This is a genomic window from Altericroceibacterium xinjiangense (genome assembly GCF_003958635.1).
Taxonomy (GTDB): Bacteria; Pseudomonadota; Alphaproteobacteria; order Sphingomonadales; family Sphingomonadaceae; genus Altericroceibacterium_A; species Altericroceibacterium_A xinjiangense.
Window position 1 is genome coordinate 68383 of record NZ_RSEK01000005.1, and the last position, 20937, is coordinate 89319.

The 20937-nt window shown below is 66.8% G+C and carries 20 protein-coding genes; 6 read left to right on the plus strand and 14 right to left on the minus strand.

Going from position 1 to position 20937, the window contains the following annotated elements; genetic code table 11:
• Positions 1-59 precede the first annotated feature (59 nt).
• Positions 60-3206 (minus strand): TonB-dependent receptor domain-containing protein, encoded by a 3147-nt coding sequence (locus ELY13_RS07365; protein ID WP_126173258.1) that lies wholly within the window; start codon positions 3204-3206, stop codon positions 60-62.
• Between the two features lie 253 nt (positions 3207-3459).
• Here ELY13_RS07365 and ELY13_RS07370 point away from each other — a divergent pair, with 253 nt between their 5' ends.
• Positions 3460-3978 carry a hypothetical protein gene (locus ELY13_RS07370; protein ID WP_126173259.1) on the plus strand — a complete coding sequence of 173 codons (519 nt, stop codon included), beginning with the start codon at positions 3460-3462 and terminating at the stop codon, positions 3976-3978.
• A gap of 20 nt (positions 3979-3998) precedes the next feature.
• On the opposite strand, the gene ELY13_RS07375 is transcribed toward ELY13_RS07370, so the two are convergent.
• The 3 genes from ELY13_RS07375 to xseA form a co-directional block, all read right to left on the minus strand.
• The gene (locus ELY13_RS07375) at positions 3999-4946 is read right to left on the minus strand and encodes a M23 family metallopeptidase (protein ID WP_126173260.1); all 948 of its coding nucleotides are present in this window, start codon (positions 4944-4946) and stop codon (positions 3999-4001) included.
• Positions 4943-5146, minus strand: a complete 204-nt coding sequence (locus ELY13_RS07380) for a DUF2093 domain-containing protein (RefSeq protein ID WP_126173261.1) — start codon at positions 5144-5146, stop codon at positions 4943-4945. Before ELY13_RS07380 ends, ELY13_RS07375 begins: the two co-directional genes overlap by 4 nt.
• A 107-nt stretch (positions 5147-5253) precedes the next feature.
• A complete protein-coding gene (gene xseA, locus ELY13_RS07385; RefSeq protein WP_164549737.1) occupies positions 5254-6717 on the minus strand; it encodes an exodeoxyribonuclease VII large subunit in 1464 nt (487 codons plus the stop codon).
• Between xseA and purD the strand changes: the two genes are divergently transcribed.
• A complete protein-coding gene (gene purD, locus ELY13_RS07390; protein ID WP_126173263.1) occupies positions 6716-7990 on the plus strand; it encodes a phosphoribosylamine--glycine ligase in 1275 nt (424 codons plus the stop codon). The genes xseA and purD overlap by 2 nt on opposite strands.
• Positions 7991-8042: 52 nt before the next feature.
• Here the strand turns inward: purD and ELY13_RS07395 are convergent, their stop codons facing one another.
• A complete protein-coding gene (locus tag ELY13_RS07395; RefSeq protein ID WP_126173264.1) occupies positions 8043-9038 on the minus strand; it encodes an adenosine kinase in 996 nt (331 codons plus the stop codon).
• 104 nt (positions 9039-9142) lie between these two features.
• On the opposite strand from ELY13_RS07395, the gene ELY13_RS07400 reads away from it, so the two are divergent.
• Complete coding sequence (locus ELY13_RS07400; protein ID WP_126173265.1) at positions 9143-9610, plus strand: hypothetical protein; 468 nt, start codon at positions 9143-9145, stop codon at positions 9608-9610.
• Here ELY13_RS07400 and ELY13_RS07405 read toward each other — a convergent pair.
• Genes ELY13_RS07405 through ELY13_RS07445 form a run of 9 tightly spaced genes read right to left on the minus strand, consistent with a single transcriptional unit; the run spans position 9600 to position 16079 of the window.
• Positions 9600-9956, minus strand: a complete 357-nt coding sequence (locus ELY13_RS07405) for a HesB/IscA family protein (RefSeq protein WP_126173266.1) — start codon at positions 9954-9956, stop codon at positions 9600-9602. The two genes, ELY13_RS07400 and ELY13_RS07405, sit on opposite strands and share 11 nt — an antisense overlap.
• Positions 9953-10465: a GNAT family N-acetyltransferase gene (locus tag ELY13_RS07410; protein ID WP_241233590.1), complete on the minus strand. Its 513-nt coding sequence runs from the start codon at positions 10463-10465 to the stop codon at positions 9953-9955. Before ELY13_RS07410 ends, ELY13_RS07405 begins: the two co-directional genes overlap by 4 nt.
• Entirely contained in the window at positions 10462-10941 is a 480-nt protein-coding gene (locus ELY13_RS07415; RefSeq protein WP_126173267.1) for an SUF system Fe-S cluster assembly protein, read from the minus strand. The genes ELY13_RS07410 and ELY13_RS07415 overlap by 4 nt, the downstream gene beginning before the upstream one ends.
• Entirely contained in the window at positions 10938-12152 is a 1215-nt protein-coding gene (locus ELY13_RS07420; RefSeq protein WP_126173268.1) for an aminotransferase class V-fold PLP-dependent enzyme, read from the minus strand. Before ELY13_RS07420 ends, ELY13_RS07415 begins: the two co-directional genes overlap by 4 nt.
• A complete protein-coding gene (locus ELY13_RS07425; RefSeq protein ID WP_126173269.1) occupies positions 12149-12901 on the minus strand; it encodes a SufD family Fe-S cluster assembly protein in 753 nt (250 codons plus the stop codon). Before ELY13_RS07425 ends, ELY13_RS07420 begins: the two co-directional genes overlap by 4 nt.
• On the minus strand, positions 12898-13641 hold the full coding sequence (sufC, locus tag ELY13_RS07430) for a Fe-S cluster assembly ATPase SufC (protein ID WP_126173270.1): 744 nt from the start codon (positions 13639-13641) through the stop codon (positions 12898-12900). Before sufC ends, ELY13_RS07425 begins: the two co-directional genes overlap by 4 nt.
• The gene (locus ELY13_RS07435; RefSeq protein ID WP_126173271.1) at positions 13625-14140 is read right to left on the minus strand and encodes an endonuclease domain-containing protein; all 516 of its coding nucleotides are present in this window, start codon (positions 14138-14140) and stop codon (positions 13625-13627) included. Before ELY13_RS07435 ends, sufC begins: the two co-directional genes overlap by 17 nt.
• Positions 14137-15618 (minus strand): Fe-S cluster assembly protein SufB, encoded by a 1482-nt coding sequence (sufB, locus tag ELY13_RS07440; RefSeq protein WP_126173272.1) that lies wholly within the window; start codon positions 15616-15618, stop codon positions 14137-14139. The genes ELY13_RS07435 and sufB overlap by 4 nt, the downstream gene beginning before the upstream one ends.
• The gene (locus tag ELY13_RS07445; protein WP_126173273.1) at positions 15615-16079 is read right to left on the minus strand and encodes an RrF2 family transcriptional regulator; all 465 of its coding nucleotides are present in this window, start codon (positions 16077-16079) and stop codon (positions 15615-15617) included. Before ELY13_RS07445 ends, sufB begins: the two co-directional genes overlap by 4 nt.
• 179 nt (positions 16080-16258) lie before the next feature.
• Here ELY13_RS07445 and ELY13_RS07450 point away from each other — a divergent pair, with 179 nt between their 5' ends.
• The 3 genes from ELY13_RS07450 to ELY13_RS07460 are packed head-to-tail and all read left to right on the plus strand — an operon-like array spanning position 16259 to position 20909.
• Entirely contained in the window at positions 16259-17302 is a 1044-nt protein-coding gene (locus tag ELY13_RS07450) for a quinone-dependent dihydroorotate dehydrogenase (protein WP_126173274.1), read from the plus strand.
• 11 nt (positions 17303-17313) lie between these two features.
• Positions 17314-19053: a gamma-glutamyltransferase gene (gene ggt, locus ELY13_RS07455; protein ID WP_126173275.1), complete on the plus strand. Its 1740-nt coding sequence runs from the start codon at positions 17314-17316 to the stop codon at positions 19051-19053.
• A gap of 56 nt (positions 19054-19109) precedes the next feature.
• Complete coding sequence (locus ELY13_RS07460; RefSeq protein WP_126173276.1) at positions 19110-20909, plus strand: AMP-dependent synthetase/ligase; 1800 nt, start codon at positions 19110-19112, stop codon at positions 20907-20909.
• The last annotated feature ends 28 nt before the right edge of the window (positions 20910-20937 follow it).

Consider the following 20937-nt stretch of genomic DNA (forward strand, 5'->3'; position numbering starts at 1 on the left):
AAAGAAGGAGGCGGAGCCAATGGCCCCGCCTCCCTGTGTAATCGCAGTGTTGAGTCGACTTACAGGTCGAGCGTCAAGCCAACGAAGACATAGCGTCCCAGCGCATCATAGACCGCCGGATAGGTATTGCCGTTACAGAACACCGGCGAGCAGGCCTGCTGACCGATGATCGGCGGAGCCTTGTCGAACAGGTTGTTCACACCCATCCGGAAGCTGGTTTCGTCGTTCATGTCGTAGGTCAGCGTCAGGTCGATGTAGTTGACCGACGGGATCTTGGCGTTCGCAGGCTGTACAGTGCCCTCCAGCGCCGGATTGTCGCTGGTGGTGTCCTGCTCCACCGAGGAGAAGTACCGCCAGCGGACCGACGTGCCGATCCCCGACGGCAGTTCGAAGCCGACGCGCATCTGGTGGCGCCATTCCGGATTCGGGGTGCCGCAGTTTGCGCCATACAGTCCGACGCAATCGTAAGCCCCGCCAACGCCCGGATCGGTCGTCAGATCGTTGAGCCAGGTACCGACGAAGCTGCTGGTGAAGCGGCCCGGGCCGAGGGTCCGGGTGTAGCCAGCGTTCACGTCGACGCCGCTGGTGCTGGCGCTACCGATGTTCTGCTGGGTGTTGACCACGAAGCCCTGCGGGGTCCGCCACAGCGATCCGGAGGCGTCACGATTGACGAGATCGCAGAAGAACGGATCGGCCGTGTTGGTGCACTGCGTTACGATGGTGTCCGCACCGATTGCCTGGATCGCGTCATCCACCGTGATGTCGAAGTAATCGACGCTGATCGCCAGACCCGGCACGAAGCGCGGGCTCAACACCACACCGGCGGTGTAGGTGTCGGCGGTTTCCGGCATCAGGTCGACGTTGCCGCCGATCAGGCCGTTGTACTGGCTGGACGGGTTCTCCGCGACGATCTGCCCGACGGACAGACCCTGAGCCAGACAGCCAACGTCCCCTGGCGCGATCGCAACCGGATTGCCATCCGCGTCCGTCTTTGCGCACGGGTCGGTCGTGCCCTGCAGGGCGACCCGGTTCGGAGCGAAGAAATCCTGCAGCGTCGGCACGCGGACCGCGCGGTTGTAGCCGCCACGGAAGCGGATGTCCGGGGTCAGCGCGATTTCACCTTCGATCTTGTAGGTGTCGGTGCTGAACGACCGGCCGCTGCTCACGTCATAGCTGGAGTAGCGATAGCCGCCCGTGATCGACGCATCGTAGATGAAGCTGTCCTGGATCAGCGGAATGCGCAGTTCGCCGAAGATTTCCTTCACGTCGAACGCACCCGCAACCGGCAGCGTCGGCGCACCCTGACCGGCGAGGTCGCCGATCTGGAACGAGACGTCCGATTTGAAGTCCAGCGTTTCCTTGCGGTATTCCACACCGAGAGCGAGAGCCGCACCCGAGTTTGCCCAGGGAGACGCGAACCCGTACTCGGTCAGGTCGCCCGTGATGGCGGCGTTGGCCACTTGCGTGGTGTTGAGCCCGCGCGTGAAGCCGGGGACCTGCAGGTAGTTCAGCGCCGCGTCCGTCACCCCGCCCGGAGCGAAGATGTCGTAGGGCACGCAGTTCGCATCCGTCCCGTCGAGGGTGGAACGGCAGACCGCCGCACCCGAATCCGGATCGGTCACGACGTCGAGCGCGCGCGTCAGGCGCGTGACCGAGAAGTCGTTGAGATACGTCTGCGCGAAGATCGTGCGGCCGTACTGGTAGAACGCGTCATACGACCAGATCGGGCTGAGCTCACCCCGCATGCCGATCACAGCACGATAGTTGGTGTGCTGCAGGTCATCCTGGCGGCCGCCGCCTTCCACGTTACGGCGCAGAATCTGCGCGAAACCGCGGTTGTAGGTGTCACCGGTGGTGGGATCGATGAAGTCGAACGCGGCTTCACCCGTGTTGCCGACGACGTCGAAAGCGCGGCTGGGGCTTGCGCTGACCAGCAGGTTTTCGTTGTCGCAGACGATCGCCAGCTGCTGCGCGCTCAGGAGCGGGTTGTTGCAGTTGATGGAGAAGGTGTTGCCGAAGTTACCCGACGGGGCGATCTGGGCGACCGTGCGGTCATCCATGAACATGAACTCGAGGTACGGGCGCGCGGCGTCCGAGATCTCGTAGTCTGCGAACAGGCCGGCGGTATACCGCTCGTCCGGGCGCTGGAAGTAGTTCAGCGGATTGTAGTTGTAGGTCGTGGCACCGGGAATGAACGCCCGGCTGTTGCCGATCTGGTACAACGTGGAGGTGAACGCATCCGCGATGCCATCCGGCTGATCGCCTTCCGGCCCACCACCCTCGACGTCCGTCGGATCGCCGAAGCTGTCGTACACGATGAACGAGCCGTTCGGCGAAGTCAGCGAACCACCGCAGCTGAAGCGGGAAGACGCGGTGGCAGAACCGGCGTTCAGCGCGCAGGACGAGTAATCGCGTGCGCCCTGCAGAATCGCGTTGATCTTGCGGTACCCGGCGTAGGCCGTGACATGGCCGCGGCCATCGTCGAACCCGGCACCGAACGATGCAGTGACGTCGATCGAACGGCCATCGACGACGTTGCCGCTCGGATAGGTGAACCCGCGGGCGTCGAGCGCGTCGGTGATCGCGCCGCTCGCGTCGTTGTCGTGCTGGTAGAACGCGCCCTGTGCGTCGATCCGGAAACCTTCGAAGTCGGTATCCATGATGAAGTTGACGACGCCCGAAACGGCGTCAGCACCGTATACGGAGGAAGCGCCGCCGGTCAGGACGTCGATGCGCTTCACCAGCGCACCGGGGATGATGTTGATGTCGGCAGCCGACGTGCTCGGGTCACCCGGAATCGCGCGGCGGCCGTTGATCAGCACCAGCGTGCGCTCGGAACCGAGGCCGCGCAGGTTCAGCGTCGCCGTACCGGTGGAGCCGTTGGAAATCGTGGCGCCCTGCCCGGCGAAAACCTGCGGCAGCGAGTTGACGAGATCCTCGACGCGAGTCGTGCCGGTCGCCCGCAGTTCCTCGGCCGCAACAACCGTGACGGGGCTGGTGGATACGAGATTCGGCTGCGCAAGGCGCGAACCGGTGACGATGATCGACTGGGTTTCGATCGGATCGGAACCGTCGGCATTCTCGGTCAGCGTTTCCAGCGGCGCAGCAGCCGGAGGCGTCGCCTGGCCGAAAGCCGGAGTAGCGAAGATCGCGAGTCCGATCGCCAGCGGGGCGGACCCCGCCTTCAAAATGGAGAGCTTTTTCATTGGTCGATAAACCCCTTACCCTGAATAGCAGGACGGAACCGCTTTTCGCCCTGACGGCCGCGAATCCACATTCGCAGGCCGGGATGGCAGTTCCGTGCGGCAAGCCCGACCCCCTGTAAAGGTGAGGTTCAGGCTAGGTGGCGGGTTTTTGTTTCCTCTGTAACCTCTATGCAACACACCTCTGGTATGTTGCGCCGCGCGGGAACCGAGCCCATTACGAATGCGAAACCCGCAGTTTCTTGGAAAAACGAAGATGCGTCTTGCCGCCTTGCTTCTTGCCTTTGCCGCGCTGCCCTCTCCCGCCCTTGCGCAGGTGGCAGAAACTCCTTCGCCTATCGTCGATCGGCTGCTGGCTTGTCAGTCCCTGCCGGCTGCGGAGGAACGGCTTTCCTGCTTTGAACGGAACACCGGAGAGCTGCGCTCCGCCGTTGCGGAAAAGCGAGTGGTCATAACCGAGCTGAAGGCGCTGGCCGAAGCACGGCGGGAACAGTTCGGCCTTCCCGACTCCCCTTCACCCGTGCAGCCCGCCTTGACCCGGGAAGTCCCGGAAGTGAAGGAGATCGACAGCACGGTCGCCTCTGCCAGGCTCGATCCGGAAGGACAGTGGCTCGTGGCCCTGCCGGATGGTGCGGTCTGGCGGCAAATCAGCGGAAAGCGGCCGATATTCGACCCCAAGCCGGGGAGCCGGATCGTCATTCGCGAAGGTACGCTCGGCACCTATTCCGCCTCTATCGACGGGCAGCGGGCGATCAAGGTCCGGCGGGAGCGGTAAAGCCGCCTCCTGCCTCGGGTTTAGTCCTCACCCAGGATCAGCAGCGGATCGAGCCGCGCGCCGCGCCACATCAGGCTCCAGTGAAGGTGGGGCCCGGTGGCGCGTCCGCTGGCCCCGATCTTTCCAAGCACCTGGCCCTGCCGGACGCGGTCCCCTTCCCGCACGTCGATCTCTGAAGCGTGAAGGAACGCGCTGTTCAGGCCGTGCCCGTGATCGACAATGATCAGGTGCCCTTCCAGCGTGAACGGTTCCTGCGCGGCGAGAACCACGACCCCGTCCGCTGGCGCGACGAACGGCGTGCCGCCGCCCCCGGCGATGTCGAGCCCGCTGTGGTAGCTCCCCTCCTTGCCGCCGCGATAGATCCGCTGAGACCCGAACCGGCCCGAGATTCGCCCTCTCGCGGGCCAGATGAAGTTCTGCTGCCAACCCTCGGCTTCGGCTTCGGCCGTGCGCGCCGCGGCGATGGCTTCCAGTTCGGGCCGGCGGCGCTTCATGAAGCTTTCGCTCGGTACCCCGGCGGTGAAATCGGCGTTGACTCGCTCAAGCCGCCAGTCGCGGGGAGCGATCGTCAGCTGCTCGGTGACGGTGCGGCCATCGGCCAGCGTTGCCGAGAGCACGGCCGCAGGTTCCGCATCGCGGTTGAACCCGGCAAAGAAGTGGCCGTCCGGCCCGATTGCGATTTCGGTGTCATCCAGCCGGGCGGAGAGTGTTCCACGTGGAACCTCCCCCCTGATCCAGCCGCCCTGGGTCAGCTCCCCTGAAAAGACAAACCGCGCCGGTTCAGCCGGAGCCGGCGCAGGCGTCGGCCGGGAAACCGATGGTGGGGGTGGCGGGGATGGAACCGAGGCGAGGGCGCCAGCGGCAGCAGGCGCCGCAGCCGGGACCGCTCCTTCGCTGCCTTGCGGGGCAGCCACGCAGGCAGACAGCAAGGTGCCTGCGACGATCAGGGCAAGCCGGGCTCGATTCATGCCTCGCCCAGCAGGCGCTTGGTGGAAAGCTCCGCGGACGAGTAGGCTTCCTGCCGTTCAACACTCCAGTAGGTGAGCTCTTCAAGCGGAATCGGCTCCCCGGTTACCGCGCAGGGCACGAAAGTTCCGTTCTTCACGACCCGGAAACCGTTGGGACCATAGATAAGCGTAGCGGCGCGATCGGCAGAGGACATCAGCATTCCTGCCATCTAGGCACTGGTCTCCCGCTCGGCAACCGGGATCGGAGGCCTGGTGCGCGAAGAAAGAAAGACAGCTTTGCGAAAAGACCGCCGCACGCGCTCCCGGATCAGAACAAGTCGCCCTGCCCCGGCTTGGGTGCCGGACGCCGCGGCTTGCCGCCCCGTCCGGACGCGGGGAGCACGTCCAGCGTGCCGTCGGCGAATTCCAGGGTCAGGACCGGTTGCCCCGCCGCATCCTCACGCGTTGCGATCAGCGGACGGTCCGGGGCGCTGACGAGGGCATAGCCGCGGGCGAGCGGGGCTTTCGGATCCAGTTGCCGCCGCAACCGCTCGAGCGCGTCCAGCCGGTTTCTTCCTTCTGCAATCGGGCGCGCAATCAACGCGGGAGAAAGCCGCGCGCTGTCGAGCCGCTGCCGGGCGTGGCGCCATTGCCCGGCGAGCAGGGGCGCGGACAACCGAGCTGCATCGGACAACAATTGCTCACGCGCCTTTACCGCCCGGTCGGCGAGTCCCCGCCGCAGCCGTTCCGACAAATCGTCCAGCCGCTGCGCCGGGCCCTGCAACAAGGCTTCGGGTTTCGGCAGGCGCTGGGCGCGCGCTTCCAGCCGTTCCCGTCCAAGCTGGACCGGCCGCTTGGCACACTTGCGCTGCCGCAGGCCGAACTCGGCGATGGCCGCCGCAAGTTCGCCCAGCACCGGGACGGCGATTTCCGCCGCCGCCGTGGGAGTCGGCGCGCGGCGATCGGCGGCGTGATCGGCCAGCGTCGTGTCCGTCTCGTGCCCGACGGCGCTGATGACGGGGATCGGCGAATCGGCAATCGCGCGGACGACGACTTCTTCATTGAAGCCCCACAAGTCCTCGATCGAGCCGCCGCCCCGTGCAACGATCAGCAAGTCGGGCCGGGGCACCGCGCCGCCGGGTGCAAGGCTGCCGAATCCCCGCAGCGCCGCAGCGACTTGCTCGGCAGAGCCCTGGCCCTGGACTAGCACCGGCCAGACGATCACGTGGCTGGGGAACCGGTCCGCTAACCGGTGCAGGATGTCCCGGATCACCGCCCCGGTGGGCGAGGTGACGACCCCGATCACCTTGGGCAGGAACGGCAGCGGCCGCTTCCTCTCCTGGGCGAACAACCCTTCGGCTTCCAGCCGGCGGCGGGTTTTCTCCAGCAAGGCGAGTAATGCGCCCTCGCCCGCAATCGCCATCGAATCGATCACGATCTGGTATTTCGAGCGGCCAGGGTAAGTGGTCAGCTTGCCGGTCGCGACGACTTCGATCCCGTCTTCGGGCCGGAACGTCAGGCGCCCCGCGTTGCCGCGCCACATCACCCCGTCGATCACCGCGCCTTCATCCTTCAATGCGCAGTAGAAGTGGCCGGACGCCGCCCGCTTCACCCCGGACAACTCCCCCCGAAGCCGGACGAAGCCGAAGCGATCCTCCACCGTCCGCTTCAGAAGCTGCGAAATCTCGGTGATGCTGAGCGGTGCGGCGTTGTCCCCCCGCGAACCCTTGGCTACGAGCCCGCCAGATTCTGTATCGTCACCAGATTCTGTATCGAAGGAAAAGCCGGGCATGCACATACTCTTGCTGGGATCGGGTGGGCGTGAACATGCGCTGGCATGGAAGCTCGCGCAATCCCGCTGCATCGCGGAAGAAGGCGGAACGCTCTTCGCCGCGCCCGGGAATCCCGGGATAGCCGGGCACGCGCAGCTGGTCACCCTCGACATCGCAAACCACGGCGAAGTCGCGGCGTTCTGCGCCGCGCAGTCCATCGGCCTGGTGGTGATCGGCCCCGAAGCGCCGCTGGTCGATGGCTTGGCCGATTCGCTGCGGGCCAGCGGATTTCCCGTGTTCGGCCCCAGCCGCGCCGCCGCGCAGCTCGAAGGCAGCAAGGGTTTCACCAAGGACTTGTGCGCCCGGGCCAACATCCCCACCGCCGGCTATGTCCGGACCAAGGCGCTGGACGAGGCCCTGGCCGCGCTCGGCCGCTTCGCCGCGCCGTACGTCCTCAAAGCCGATGGTCTGGCGGCCGGCAAGGGCGTCGTCATCGCCGAAACTCGGGCTGAGGCAGAGGAGACGCTGCGCGACATGTTCTCCGGCGGCGGGGAAGTGGTGATCGAGGAATTCATGGAAGGCGAGGAAGCCAGCTACTTCGCCATCACCGACGGGGCGACGATCTACGCCTTTGGCGGGGCGCAGGACCACAAGCGGGTGGGCGACGGCGATACCGGCCCGAACACCGGCGGGATGGGCGCTTACAGCCCCGCCCCGATCCTGACCCCGCAGATCCGCGGAGAAGCGATGCAGCGCATCATCGCCCCGACAATCCGCGCGATGGCGGACGAAGGCATGCCCTATTCGGGCGTGCTCTACGCCGGGCTGATGCTGACGAACCAGGGACCCAAGCTGGTCGAATACAACTGCCGGTTCGGCGATCCCGAATGCCAGGTGCTGATGATGCGGCTGGAAAGCGATCTGGCGGACTATCTGCTCGCCTGCGCCGAACGGCGCCTTGGTACGATGCCGCCGCCGAAGTTTTCCGACCACAGCGCCCTGACGGTGGTGATGGCGGCCGAAGGCTATCCCGGAACGCCCCAGAAGGGCGGAACGATCGGCAAGCTCGATGCGGCGGAGGAAACGGGCGCGAAGGTGTTCCACGCCGGAACTTCGCTCGACGCCAGCGGATCGCTGGTCGCTTCCGGAGGGCGCGTGCTCAACGTCACTGCAACCGGCCAGAACACCGCCGAAGCGCAGCAGCGCGCCTACGAAGCGGTCGACAAGATCGACTTTCCTTCGGGATTCTGCCGCCGGGACATCGGCTGGCGCGAAATCGCCCGGACGGGCTGACGCGTTCGAAGCGGCCGATCCGATCTGCGGGATCGGCCGCTTCCAACCGCCCTTACCCCAGCTTGTCGGCCACCAGCGCCTGCAAGTCGGCTTCCGGACGCGCGCCGTAGTGGGAGATGATTTCCGCCGCCGCGATGGCGCCAAGGCGCAGGCACCGCTCCAGGCTCTCACCCCGGACGTGGCCGAACAGGAACCCTGCGGCAAACAAGTCGCCCGCCCCGGTCGTGTCGATCACGCGCTCCACCGGCTCGGCGGCAACATCGGCCCGCTCTCCCCTGGCGATGGCCGACGCGCCGTGTTCGCCCCGCGTGACGACGAGAACCGGCACCTTCGGTGAAAGGCTGTCCAGCCCCGCCTGAAAATCGTCCGTGCCCGTCAGCGCCGCAAGTTCAAGATGGTTGGCGAACAGGATGTCGATCTGGCCAGCATCGATCAGGCGGCGGAAATCGTCGCCGTGGCGGCTGATCACGAACGGATCGGACAAGGTGAAGGCCACCTTGCGCCCTGCGGCCCGTGCGGCTTCGATCGCCCGGCGCATCGCCGCGCGCGGCTCTTCCGGGTCCCACAGATAGCCTTCGAGGTAGAGAATCGACCCGCCGGCGACGGCGTCTTCATCCAGCCGGTCCTGCGCCAGGAACTGGCTTGCGCCAAGGAAGGTGTTCATCGTCCGCTGCCCATCGGGCGTGACGAAGATCAGGCACCGCGCGGTCGGCGGCTGACCGGGGCGCGAAGGGGTGTCGAAATCGATCCCGCTTGCCCGGATGTCGTGGGCGAAGACCTCACCCAGCTGATCGTCCGCCACCTGGCCGATGAAGGCGCACCGCGCGCCCAGCGCCGAAAGTCCGGCCAGCGTGTTGGCCGCCGATCCGCCGGAAATCTCCCGCGCCGGGCCCATCGCCCGGTACAGCGCATCGGCGCGATCCGCGTCGACCAGTTCCATCCCGCCGCGGGTAAGGCCCAGTTCCTGGATCAGCGAATCCTCGCAAGGGGCCATCACATCGACGATGGCGTTGCCGATCGCGATTACGTCGTAGCGGGGTTCGGTCATCCGGTTCCTCAAAGAGATTTGTCGTTGCAGAAGTGCGCCGGACGAAGGCCCGGCGGCGGCAGGGGCGTTGACTTGGCCCGCTGCGCGGGCAATCGCAAGCGATGATGACCGGGATCGTCCACCGAAAAGCGCCGGGGCTTCGCCTTGGCCCGGCCTTGCTGCTTCCGCTGCTCGCCGCCTGCGTCGCCGTGCCTTCGGCCGAATCGCCCCGGCCTGCGCCGCCGCCGTCCCGGCCCGCGACTCGCGTCCCGCCGGCACGCCCGGCCCCGCCCCGGCCCAATCCGGTATTCCAGACGCCGAAGATCATGCGTGCGCCGGGGCTGGAAGGGGTGATCGAGCAGAACGCCGCCGCGCTGGTCCGCCGGTTCGGCCAGCCCCGGCTGGACGTGCGCGAAGGGGACGTGCGCAAGCTTCAGTTCACCGGAGCGCCCTGCGTGCTCGACGTGTTTCTCTATCCGCTCAGACCCGGAGCGGAGCCGGTGGCGACTTATGTCGATGCCCGGCGGGCAAGCGACGGGCTGGACGTGGACCGCGCGACGTATGTCGCCGCGCTGAGCCGCGTCACACCATGAAGCTTTCGCCGCAGCCGCAGGATCCTTTCGCGTTCGGATTTTCGAACACAAACCCGGCGGTGAAATCGTCCTCCCGCCACTGCATTGTCGATCCGATCAGGTAGAGCACGCTCGCCCCGTCGATGTAGAACACGCCGCCCGGCGTCTCGATCTTCTCGTCGAGCGCGTTTTCTTCGCTGACGTAATCGACCGAATAGGCAAGGCCCGAACAGCCCCGGCGCGGGGTGGACAGCTTGACCCCGATGGTGCCTTCGGGCGCCTTGGCCATCAGGTCGGCAATCCGTTGCTCCGCGCTGGGCGTCAGGATGACGGCGGCGGGGCGGGTGCGGGTTTTCGTATCGGTCATGTCAGCCTCTTCTGCCAGAACAGCGCGTGTCCGGCTGCGGGATCGAGCGTGTAGTCGCCATAGCCGAGCGAGGCGTAAAGCCCCCGCGCGGGTTCGTTGCCGCTCAGCACTTCCAGCGTGATCTTGCAGGCGCCGCGCGCGCGGGCCTCGTGCTCGATCGCGGCCATCAGCACCTTGCCGACGCCGTGCCCCCGCGCAGCAGGGACTACGGCAATGTCGTGGATGTTGATCACCGCCTGCGCGGCGAAAGTCGAAAATCCGGTAAGGCAGTTCGCCAGCCCCACCGGCTTCCCATCTTGCCACGCGATCAGCGAGAACGCGCCGGGCTGCTCGGAAAGCGCGGGGACCAGACGGTCCCGCACGTCGCCCGCCAGCGGCTCGCCGCCGCCCATCGGATCCTGCCCATAGGCATCGAGCAAGGCAACCAGCGCCGCCGCGTCCTGCGGATCGGCGTAGTCCGCCAGCGCGATGGTCAGCGCACGGTTCGGGGCAAGGCCAAGCGTGGTCACAGCATCCCCAGTTCCAGCCGGGCCTCGTCGCTCATCTTCGAAGGATCCCACGGCGGATCCCAGGTGATCTGGACCTGCGCGTCGCGCACGCCGGGAACCGCGCCGACGCGCAGCTCGACTTCGCCTGGCATCGATTCGGCCACCGGACAATGCGGCGTGGTCAGCGTCATGCTGATCGCGACATCGCCCTCGCCGGTCACATCGACCCCGTAGATCAGCCCGAGGTCGTAGATGTTCACCGGGATTTCGGGATCGAAGATGTCCTTCAGCGCATCGATTACCGCGTCATGCAGCGCGCCGCCGGGCTCCCCGGCAGGGACGCTGTCCGGCTTCTTCGCCAGGAATCCTTCGAGGTAATCCTTCTTGCGCCCCAGCTTCTCGGCGTCGCTTTCGGCATCTTCCACCCGCGCACGCGGCGGCGGGGATACGCTGTCTACTTCTTCGACCCGGAAAGTCCGGTCTGCCTCTTCGTTCATCCGAAGATCCTTTTCGTTCGTTCGATCCCGCGAACAAGCGCGGCTACATCGTCTTCATCGCTATACAGGCCGAAGCTCGCCCGCGCGGTGGCGGGCACGCCGAGGTGATCCATCAGCGGCTGGGCGCAGTGGTGCCCGGCCCGGATCGCGACGTTCTCTTCGTCCAATATGGTGCCGAGATCGTGGGGGTGAACCCCGTCAATCACGAAACTGACAATCCCCGCGCTGTCTTCTGGCCCCAGCAGGCGAACATCGTTCATCCCGCGCAAGGCCTCGCGCGTGGCGGCGACCAGCCGCGTCTCGTGGGCGTGGATCGTGTCCGGCCCGATGGCCTCGACGTACTCCGCCGCCACGCCCAGCCCGATCGCCTCGATGATCGCCGGCGTTCCGGCTTCAAACCGCTGCGGCGCGGGGGCGTAAGTGGTCTTGTCGAAAGTCACCCGGTCGATCATCGCCCCGCCGCCCTGCCACGGGGGCATCGCGTCCAGGATGTCCTTGCGCGCCCACAGCGCACCGATGCCCGTAGGCCCGTAAAGCTTGTGGCCCGAAAAGGCGTAGAAATCGCAAGCAAGATCGCGCACGTCGACCTTCAGGCGCGGCACCGCCTGGCATCCGTCGAGCAGCAGCTTCGCGCCCACCGCATGGGCAAGGTTCGCCGCGCGGCTCGCATCGAGCACGGAGCCGAGCACGTTGGAGACATGGGCAAAGGCGACCAGCTTGTGCGCGGGCGTCAGCATCCGCTCCGCCGTGTCGAGATCGATCCGCCCGTCCTCGGTCAGCGGGCAGACGTCGATTTCGATGCCGGTGCGGTCCCGCAGCAATTGCCACGGAACGATGTTGGAATGATGCTCCAGCAGCGACAGCAGGATGCGGTCCCCGGCCTTGAGGTTCGCCAGTCCCCAGCTTTGCGCGACAAGGTTGATCGCCTCGGTCGCGCCGCGGGTGAAGACGATCTCGTCCTCCGCCGCGCCGATGAACCGCGCCACCTTGCGCCGCGCCGCCTCGTACCCCAGCGTCATCTCGGCCGAGCGGGTGTAGACGCCGCGATGCACCGTCGCGTAATCCGCCCCGATCGCGCGGGCCACCGCATCGATCACCGCCTGCGGCTTCTGCGCGGTCGCGGCGGAATCGAGGTAATGCCACGCCGATCCGTCGGCGTTGAGCAGGCCGGGAAAATCGGCCTTGCGAGTAAGGGTGGCGGTTTCGCTCACACAGCCTCTCCCAGGACGGACAGGGCCGTCTCCAGCATCCGCTCCTGCTCCGCCTCGTCTTCCAGCGCGACGAAGGCATCGGCCAGGAAAGCGCGGACCAGCAGCTTGCGCGCCACTTCCGGCGGCAATCCGCGCGCGGCCATGTAGAACCGTGCGGCTTCGTCCATCTGGCCGATCGCGGCGCCATGGGCGCACTTCACGTCGTCGGCGAAGATTTCCAGTTCCGGCTTGGCGTTGGCCGCCGCGCCCTTGTTGAGCAGCAGCGCCTTGAAATCCTGCGCGGCATCGGTCTTCTGCGCATCGCGCGCCACCTCGATCCGGCCGAGGAAGTTCCCGGTCGCCCGGTCCCAGTGCACTGCCCGGATGACTTGCGCGGATGTCGCGTCCGGTTCGGCGTGGTTCAGGCGGGTGACGAACTCGCGCGTCGTCTCGCCGCCGCCGATGGTCACCCCGCCGAATTCGAAATGCGCGCCTCGCGCCAGCGTCACGTCCGCTTCGAACCGGGAATAGTCGCCGCCGGCGTTCACCGCGAACAGTTCACACCGGCCGCCCTCACCCACGGTCACCCGCACGCGGCGCAAGTCGGCGTCCGAACCATCGAGCACGAAGCATTCCCGGCAGGTTTCGCCCGCCGGAACGGCGATGTCCCGCCACTGGCCGAAATCGTCCGGCGCAAGCCGTTCCAGCGCCTCGAAATCGGCGTAGCGCCAGTCTTCGTCACGCTTGGTGGGAAGGGCAAGATCGCTCACGCCAGCACCGTCTCGTAGCCTTCGCTCTCCAGCTGCAGCGCCAGTTCCGGCCCGCCGCTGGTCACGATGCGGCCCTTGGCCAGCACGTGCACCTTGTCCGGCTTCACGTAATCGAGCAGCCGCTGGTAGTGCGTGATCAGCAGCACGGCCTTGTCCGGCGCGCGCATGATCGCGTTGATCCCCTCGCCCACGACGCGCAGCGCATCGATGTCGAGCCCGCTGTCGGTTTCGTCCAGCACGGCGAACGCAGGATCGAGGATGCCCATGTGCACCATCTCGGCGCGCTTCTTCTCGCCGCCGGAAAACCCGACGTTCACCGCCCGCTTGAGCATGTCCATATCCAGCTTCAGCAGCCCGGCCTTCTCCCGCGCAAGCTTCAGGAAATCGCCACCCGAAAGCGGGTCTTCCCCCTTGGCCTTGCGCTGGGCGTTCAGCGCCTCACGCAGGAACTGGACGTTGGAAACGCCCGGAATCTCCACCGGGTACTGGAAGCCGAGGAACACCCCGGCCGCGGCCCGTTCATGCGGTTCCAGGTCCAGCAGGTCCTGCCCGTTGAACGTCACCGATCCCCGGGTGATCTCGTAGCCGGGCCGCCCGCCCAGCACGTAGGCGAGGGTCGACTTGCCCGCCCCATTAGGCCCCATGATCGCGTGGATCTCGCCGGCATTCACCGTAAGCGAGAGGCCGTCGAGGATCGGCTTGCCGTCGATTTCGGCGTGGAGGTCAGCGATTTCGAGCATAGGCATTTCCCTGGGTTCCGGCATGGCTTCTGGCCTGCGTTCCGGCCTGCGCCGGCTTTTCGAACGGCTTCTGCAGCTCGTCCTTGATCGCCTTGACGATCCTGTCCGTGTTTTCGAGCGCATCGGCTTCCGCAAAGCGCATCACCCGCACGCCGACTTCGCGCAGCTTGCGGTCGCTCAATTCGGCGATCGTCGCCGACGGGCCTTCGGTGTCCCCGACTTCGACCACCAGCCAGCGCGTGCGGCAGGCAAAGTCGACGACCGCGCTGCCCATCACCACCTCGCGGTTGAAGGTGAAGCCGCATTGCTTGTCCTTCAGCCGTTCCCACAGCGCCTTTTGCGCCTCGGTCGGGTTGCGGCGCTGATCGCGGGCGCGTTCCTTCAGCGCCTCGGCGCGGGCGGGCGAGATGTTCCACGCGGCGGTACGATCGCCGGCCGCGCGTTCCTCTGCCCGTTCACCCACGGCGCCGAGAGACAGTTTCTTGCGTTCGGCGGTCATCCCACGCTCCCTTCGAGTGAAATCGCCAGCAGCTTCTGCGCCTCGACGGCGAATTCCATCGGCAACTGCTTCATCACTTCCCGTGCGAAGCCGTTGACGATCAGCGCCACGGCTTCTTCCTGCCCCAGCCCGCGCTGCATCGCGTAGAACAGCTGGTCATCGCTGATCTTGCTGGTGGTCGCCTCATGCTCGATCTGCGCGGTCGGATTGCGCACCTCGATGTACGGCACCGTGTGGGCGCCACATTCGCTGCCCAGAAGCAGGGAATCGCACTGGGTGAAGTTGCGCACGTTGTCCGCATTCGGCCCGACGCGAACAAGGCCGCGATAGGTGTTGTTCGATTTGCCCGCGCTGATGCCCTTGGACACGATGGTGGAGCGGCTGCCCTTGCCGTTGTGGATCATCTTGGTGCCGGTATCGGCCTGCTGATGGTTGTTGGTCAGGGCCACGGAATAGAACTCGCCGACCGAGTCCTCCCCGTTCAGCACGCAGGAGGGATACTTCCACGTCACCGCGCTGCCGGTTTCCACCTGGGTCCAGCTGATCTTGGAGCGCGCGCCCTGGCACAATCCGCGCTTGGTGACGAAGTTGTAGATCCCGCCCTTGCCTTCGGCATCGCCGGGATACCAGTTCTGCACGGTGGAATACTTGATCTCCGCATCGTCGAGCGCGACCAGTTCCACCACCGCGGCGTGGAGCTGGTTTTCATCGCGCATCGGTGCGGTGCAGCCTTCGAGATAGCTGACGTAGCTGCCCTTTTCGGCAACGATCAGCGTGCGTTCGAACTGGCCGGTATTTTCGGCGTTGATCCGGAAATAGGTGGACAGCTCCATCGGGCAGCGCACCCCTTCGGGGATGTAGACGAAGGTCCCATCGGAAAAGACCGCGCTGTTCAGCGTGGCGAAGAAGTTGTCCCGCTGCGGCACCACGCGCCCCAGCCACTTCTTCACCATGTCCGGGTATTCACGGATCGCTTCGGAAATCGACAGGAAAACGACGCCGGCTTTCTTCAGCTCCTCTCGGAAGGTGGTGGCCACCGAGACGCTGTCGAACACCGCGTCCACCGCGACCTTGCGCGCGCCTTCCACCCCGGCGAGCACTTTCTGCTCTTCCAGGGAGATGCCCAGCTTGTCGTAGACTTCCTTGATCTCGGGATCGAGTTCGTCGAGGCTGCTGAGCGTCGGCTTCTTCTTGGGCGCGGCGTAGTAATACGCGTTCTGGTAATCGATCGGCGCGATGTTCAGCTTCGCCCAGTCCGGCGCTTCCATGCCCTGCCACACGCGGAACGCCTTCAGCCGCCATTCGAGCATCCATTCCGGCTCGTTCTTCTTGGCGCTGATGAAGCGGACCGTGTCCTCGGACAGGCCCTTGGGCGCGAATTCCTGCTCGATCCCCGAAGACCAGCCGTGCTCGTAGTCGGCGGCCCGGGCGGCGGCGTCTCGCGCAGCCTGATCCTTGATTTCCACTTGCTCGTTCATGCGGTGACTTCCATTTCGGCCCGTTCGGTCGCGGCAAGGCGCGTCAGGGTGATCTGCGCCAGTGCGCTGCGCAGGGTTTCATTTACCAGCGGCCAGTGCGGACGCACGGTGCAGCTGGATTCCAGCGCGCAATCGTGGCGGGTCGGCTCGACGCAGCTGGTAAGGGCAATCGGCCCTTCCACTGCCTCGACGATGTCCGCCAGCGTGATCGCCGCCGCCGGGCGGGCCAGTGTCAGTCCGCCGCCCATTCCGCGCATCGTCCGCAGCAGGCCCGCGGCGGTCAGCTTGCTGACCAGCTTCTGCACCGTCGGCGCGGGCAAGCCCGTTTCCTCCGCCAGCTCGGCCGCCGAAACGCGCGCACGCTTCTTGCCATCCGCATCGACAAGCGATGCGGAGCCGCAATGGCGCGCGGCGGCGCTCATCGTGACGACGGCGTAATCGGCCATGCTGGACAAGCGCATTGCGGCTCCTGCGGGTAATCGGAGTGTTTCGTTCCGATTTTCACCTAAGAGCGCACCTGAAGGGTTTCAACCGCAAAGCCTTGCTGCGAGTCGTTTGCATTTCTGCTGATCCTGAGCGCGCGGATATATCGGCAGGCCGCCAATCGACAGGCCGCGGCCGGACTGCCAAAGGCGCGCCGATGCTGTACCGCCTGATTCGCCCTGCCTTGTTCACGCTCGATCCCGAAACCGCGCACGGCTTCGCGATGCGGGCCCTGAAGAACCGCACTCCCCGGAACCGCGCCAGTCGCCCGCTCGCCGCCGACGGTCCGCTGGCGATCGATGTCGCCGGCTTGCGCTTTCCCAACCCGGTGGGAATGGCCGCCGGGTTCGACAAGGACGCCGAAGTGCCCGACGCGCTGCTGGGGCTCGGGTTCGGGTTTGCCGAAGTCGGATCGGTCACCCCGCGCCCGCAGGAAGGCAATCCGCGCCCGCGCCTGTTCCGGTTGGCGGAGGACGGCGCGGTGATCAACCGCATGGGATTCAACAACCGCGGAGCCGAAGCCGCGCGCCTGCGGCTGCGGGCGCGTGCCGGCCGACCCGGCATCGTCGGCGTGAACATCGGCGCGAACAAGGATTCAGCGGACCGGGTGGCCGATTACGCCTGGATGACCCAGGAAATGGCGCCGCTGGCCAGCTACCTCGCGGTCAACATCTCCAGCCCGAACACCCCCGGCTTGCGGGCACTGCAGGATGAGGGCGCGCTGGCCGACTTGCTTGACGCGGTGCTGAATGCCCGCGGCGAAGGCGGCCCGCCGGTTTTCCTCAAGGTCGCGCCGGACTTGCAGCCCGCCGATATCGACGCGATCGCCCGCATCGCGCTCGACAAGCGGCTCGATGCGCTGATCGTCTCCAACACCACGATTTCGCGGCCCGCGCTGAAATCGCGCCACGCGGGCGAAACCGGCGGGCTGTCGGGCGCCCCGATCAAGGATCTGGCGCTGGAACGCCTGCGCGATTTCCGCCGGGCGACCGGCGGCGCGCTGCCGCTGGTCGGGGTCGGCGGAATCGCCAACGGAATGGACGCGTGGGAACGGATTCGCGCCGGCGCCAGCCTCGTGCAGCTCTACAGCGCGCTGGTGTACCAGGGACCCGGCATCGCCCGGCGGATCGTCCGCGATCTGACGTACCTGATGCAGCGGGACGGGTTCGCGTCCATTGCAGAGGCCGTGGGAAGCGAATAGCACGCGGGGCGATGGTTCAAACTTTCCTCGCTTCGCTTACCGCGCCGCTGCTGCTTGCAGGCTGCGCCACCCTTCCCGCCTCCACCGCCCCGCTGGCGCCCCCCGGTCCTCTGGCGCCTCCAGTCCCGCTGGCGCCCGAAGGGGTCGTCTCCGCCGCTGACCGGCGCGCGGCCGAAGCCGGGGCGGCAATGCTGCGCCTCGGCGGCAGCGCCACCGACGCCGCAATCGCGACCATGCTGGCGCTGACGGTCGTCGAGCCGCAAAGCTCCGGCATCGGCGGCGGCGGGTTCCTGCTGCACGGAGACGCGGATGGCACGGTCACTTCGTTCGACGGACGCGAAACCGCCCCGGCGGGCGCCACGCCCGAATGGTTCCTCGGCCCGGACGGAAAGCCGCTGCCGTTCATGGACGCCGTCCGCTCCGGCCTCAGCGTCGGGGTTCCAGGCAATCTCCGCCTGATCGAAGCGGCACACCAGCGCTACGGCAAGCTGCCGTGGGCCACGCTGTTCCAGCCCGCGATCCGCCTCGCCAGCGAAGGCTTCGTGCTGTCGGAACGCGGGCGCCAGTTCCTCGTCAGCGCAAGGAACCGCGCGGGCCGCCACCCGGAAGGCCGGGCACTGTTCTACGATGCCTCGGGCGAAGCGCTGCCAGTCGGCGCCACGATCCGCAACCCGGCGCTGGCCGAAACGCTGGAAAAGCTCGCTGCCCAGGGGCCCGACTGGTTCTACACCGGCACGAACGCGGCGGAAATCGCCCGCAGGGTCGCGGCCGAAACTCCGCGCCCCAGCCCCCTCACCACCGCCGACATCGGCGCGTACCGGGCCAAGGAGCGGGAACCGGTCTGCGGGACCTACCGCGTCTACCGCATCTGCGGAATGGGCCCGCCGTCTTCCGGCGCGACCACCGTGTTCGCGATGCTCAAGCAGCTGGAGCGGTTCGATCTTGCCGCGATGGGGCCGGATTCGCCGGTGTTCTGGCACGTGTTCGCCGAATCCCAGCGCCTCGCCTACGCCGACCGGGAGCGGTATCTGGCCGACACCGATTTCGTCTCCGTCCCGGTCGCGGGACTGGGCGATCCCGCGTACCTCGCCGCGCGTAGCGCGCTGATCGCGCCCGACCGCGCGCTTGAGACGGTGGAAGCCGGCACGCCGCCCGGCATCGCCCTCGCGCCGCCGGACGGGCTTGAGCCGGAGGAGCGCGGCACCTCCCACTTCGTCGCCATCGATGGGGAGGGCAACGCCGTCAGCTACACCTCGACCATCGAAGGCCTGTTCGGATCGGGCATCGTCGCCGGCGGCTATTTCCTCAATAACGAGCTGACCGATTTCAGCTTCGCGCCCACGGGGGAAGGCCGCCCCGTCGCCAACCGGGTCGAAGGCGGCAAGCGCCCGCGCAGTTCGATGGCGCCGACACTGGTCTATGACGCGAACGGCGATCTTTACCTCGCTGTCGGCGCGGCCGGCGGGGCGACGATCCCGGTGCAAGTCGCCCGCGCGCTGATCGGCGTGCTCGATTTCGGCCTGCCGCTGGAACGCGCTTTCGAACTGCCCGTGCTGTTCGCCCCCGGCAATACGCTGCTGGTGGAGCAAGGCACCTCGCTCGAAACGATGATCCCGGCGCTGAAGGCGATGGGCCATGCGGAGATCGTCACGCGTCCGCTTCCGCTGAAGGCCAACGGCGCCCAGCGGACCGCGCAAGGCTGGGTCGGCGCGGCCGATCCGCGCAGCGAAGGCGCCGCCGTGCGCGAGTAAGCTTGTGCCGCCCCGCCCGCGCCCCTAAACCCAAGGGACAGGGAGAACGCATACACGTGCAGCTGGCGGATTTCGAAGCGGCGAACAACCTCGTGCAGCTGTTCCTTGACCGGGCGGACGAGCTGGGGGACGCCCCCTTTCTGTTCGCCAAGCACAAGGGTGACTGGCACGCGCTGACCTGGCGCGAAGCCGCGGGGCACGTCTGCCGGATCGCCGAATCCCTGCGCGCGCTTGGCCTTGAGGACGGAGACCGGGTGGTGCTGGTGTCCGAAAACCGGCCCGAATGGTGCCTCGCCGATCTGGCGATCATGGCTGCGGGCTGCATCACCGTCCCCGCCTACACCACCAACACCGAGCGCGATCACCGGCACATCCTGACCGATTCCGGCGCGCGGGCGGCAATCGTGTCGAACCCCGCGCTCGCCGGCCCCTTGCTCGCCGCCGCCGCCGATTGCCCCTTGCTGGAACACGTCATCGGGATCGAGCTGGACGACGCGCAAGGCCCCTCCTTCGCCTTCCACCCCTGGGCCGACTTGCTTGCGGGAGAAGAAACGACGGCCCGCCAAGCGGTCGCGGCCCGCCTTGCCGCCATCGGGAGGCGGGACACGGCCTGCATCATCTACACCAGCGGCACCGGCGGCACGCCGCGCGGGGTGATCCTGTCCCACGGGGCGATCCTCGCCAACGTGGACGGCGCGGCCACCGTGCTGGTCACCGACTACGGCTGGGAAGTGCACCGCTTCCTGTCGTTCCTGCCGCTGAGCCATGCGTATGAGCACACTGCAGGCCAGTTCCTGCCCATCGGGATGGGGGCGGAGATCTGGTACGCCCAGAACCTTGAAAAGCTCGCCGCCAACATTGCCGAGGTGAAGCCGACCTTCATGGTCGTGGTCCCCCGCTTGTTCGAGATGCTGCGGACCAAGATCATCCGCGAAGTCTGCCGGCAGGGCCGGATTGCCCGCTGGCTGATGGATCAGGCGCTGGCGCTGGGGGAACGGCAGACCGAAGGCCGGCAGCGCCCGGGCGACCGCTTGCTCGACAAGGTGCTGGACCGCACCCTGCGCCCCCGCATCCGTCACCGCTTCGGCGGACGCATCCACGCGCTGGTGTCCGGCGGCGCCCCGCTCAACACGGAGGTCGGCCGGTTCTTTCAGGCTCTCGGGATCACCGTGCTGCAAGGCTATGGCCAGACCGAAGCCGCGCCGGTCATCAGCTGCAATTATCCTTCGGCCGGCATTCGCCTCGACACGGTCGGTCCGCCGCTCAAGGGCACAAAGGTCCGGATCGCGGAGGACGGGGAAATCCTCGTGCGCGGGGAAGTGGTGATGAAGGGCTACTGGAACAATCCGCAGGAAACCGCCCATGCGCTGCGAGACGGCTGGCTCCACACCGGGGATGTCGGCCATCTCGACGATGGCGGGCGGATCGTCATCACCGACCGCAAGAAGGACATCATCGTCAACGACAAGGGCGACAATGTCGCCCCGCAGAAGATCGAAGGCATGCTGACGCTGCAGCCCGAAATCGGCCAGGCGATGGTCCACGGCGACCGCAAGCCTTACGTCGTCGCGCTGGTCGTGCCCGATGCTGAATGGGCGTTCGAATGGGCCCAGGCCGCGAACGAGCCGTTCGACCTGACCCACCTGCAACACCTCCCCCCGTTCCGCAGCGCGATCCGCAGCGCGGTTGACCGGATGAACGAGGACGTGCCCGTCACCGAAAAAGTCCGCCAGTTCGCCTTCGCGGACGAACCGTTCACCATCGAAAACGAAGAACTGACCCCCAGCCTGAAAATCCGCCGCCACAAGCTGCGCGAACGCTATGCCGACCGGCTGGAGCGGTTGTACAAGGCCTGAGGCGGACTGTCCGGAATGGCTGGAAGGC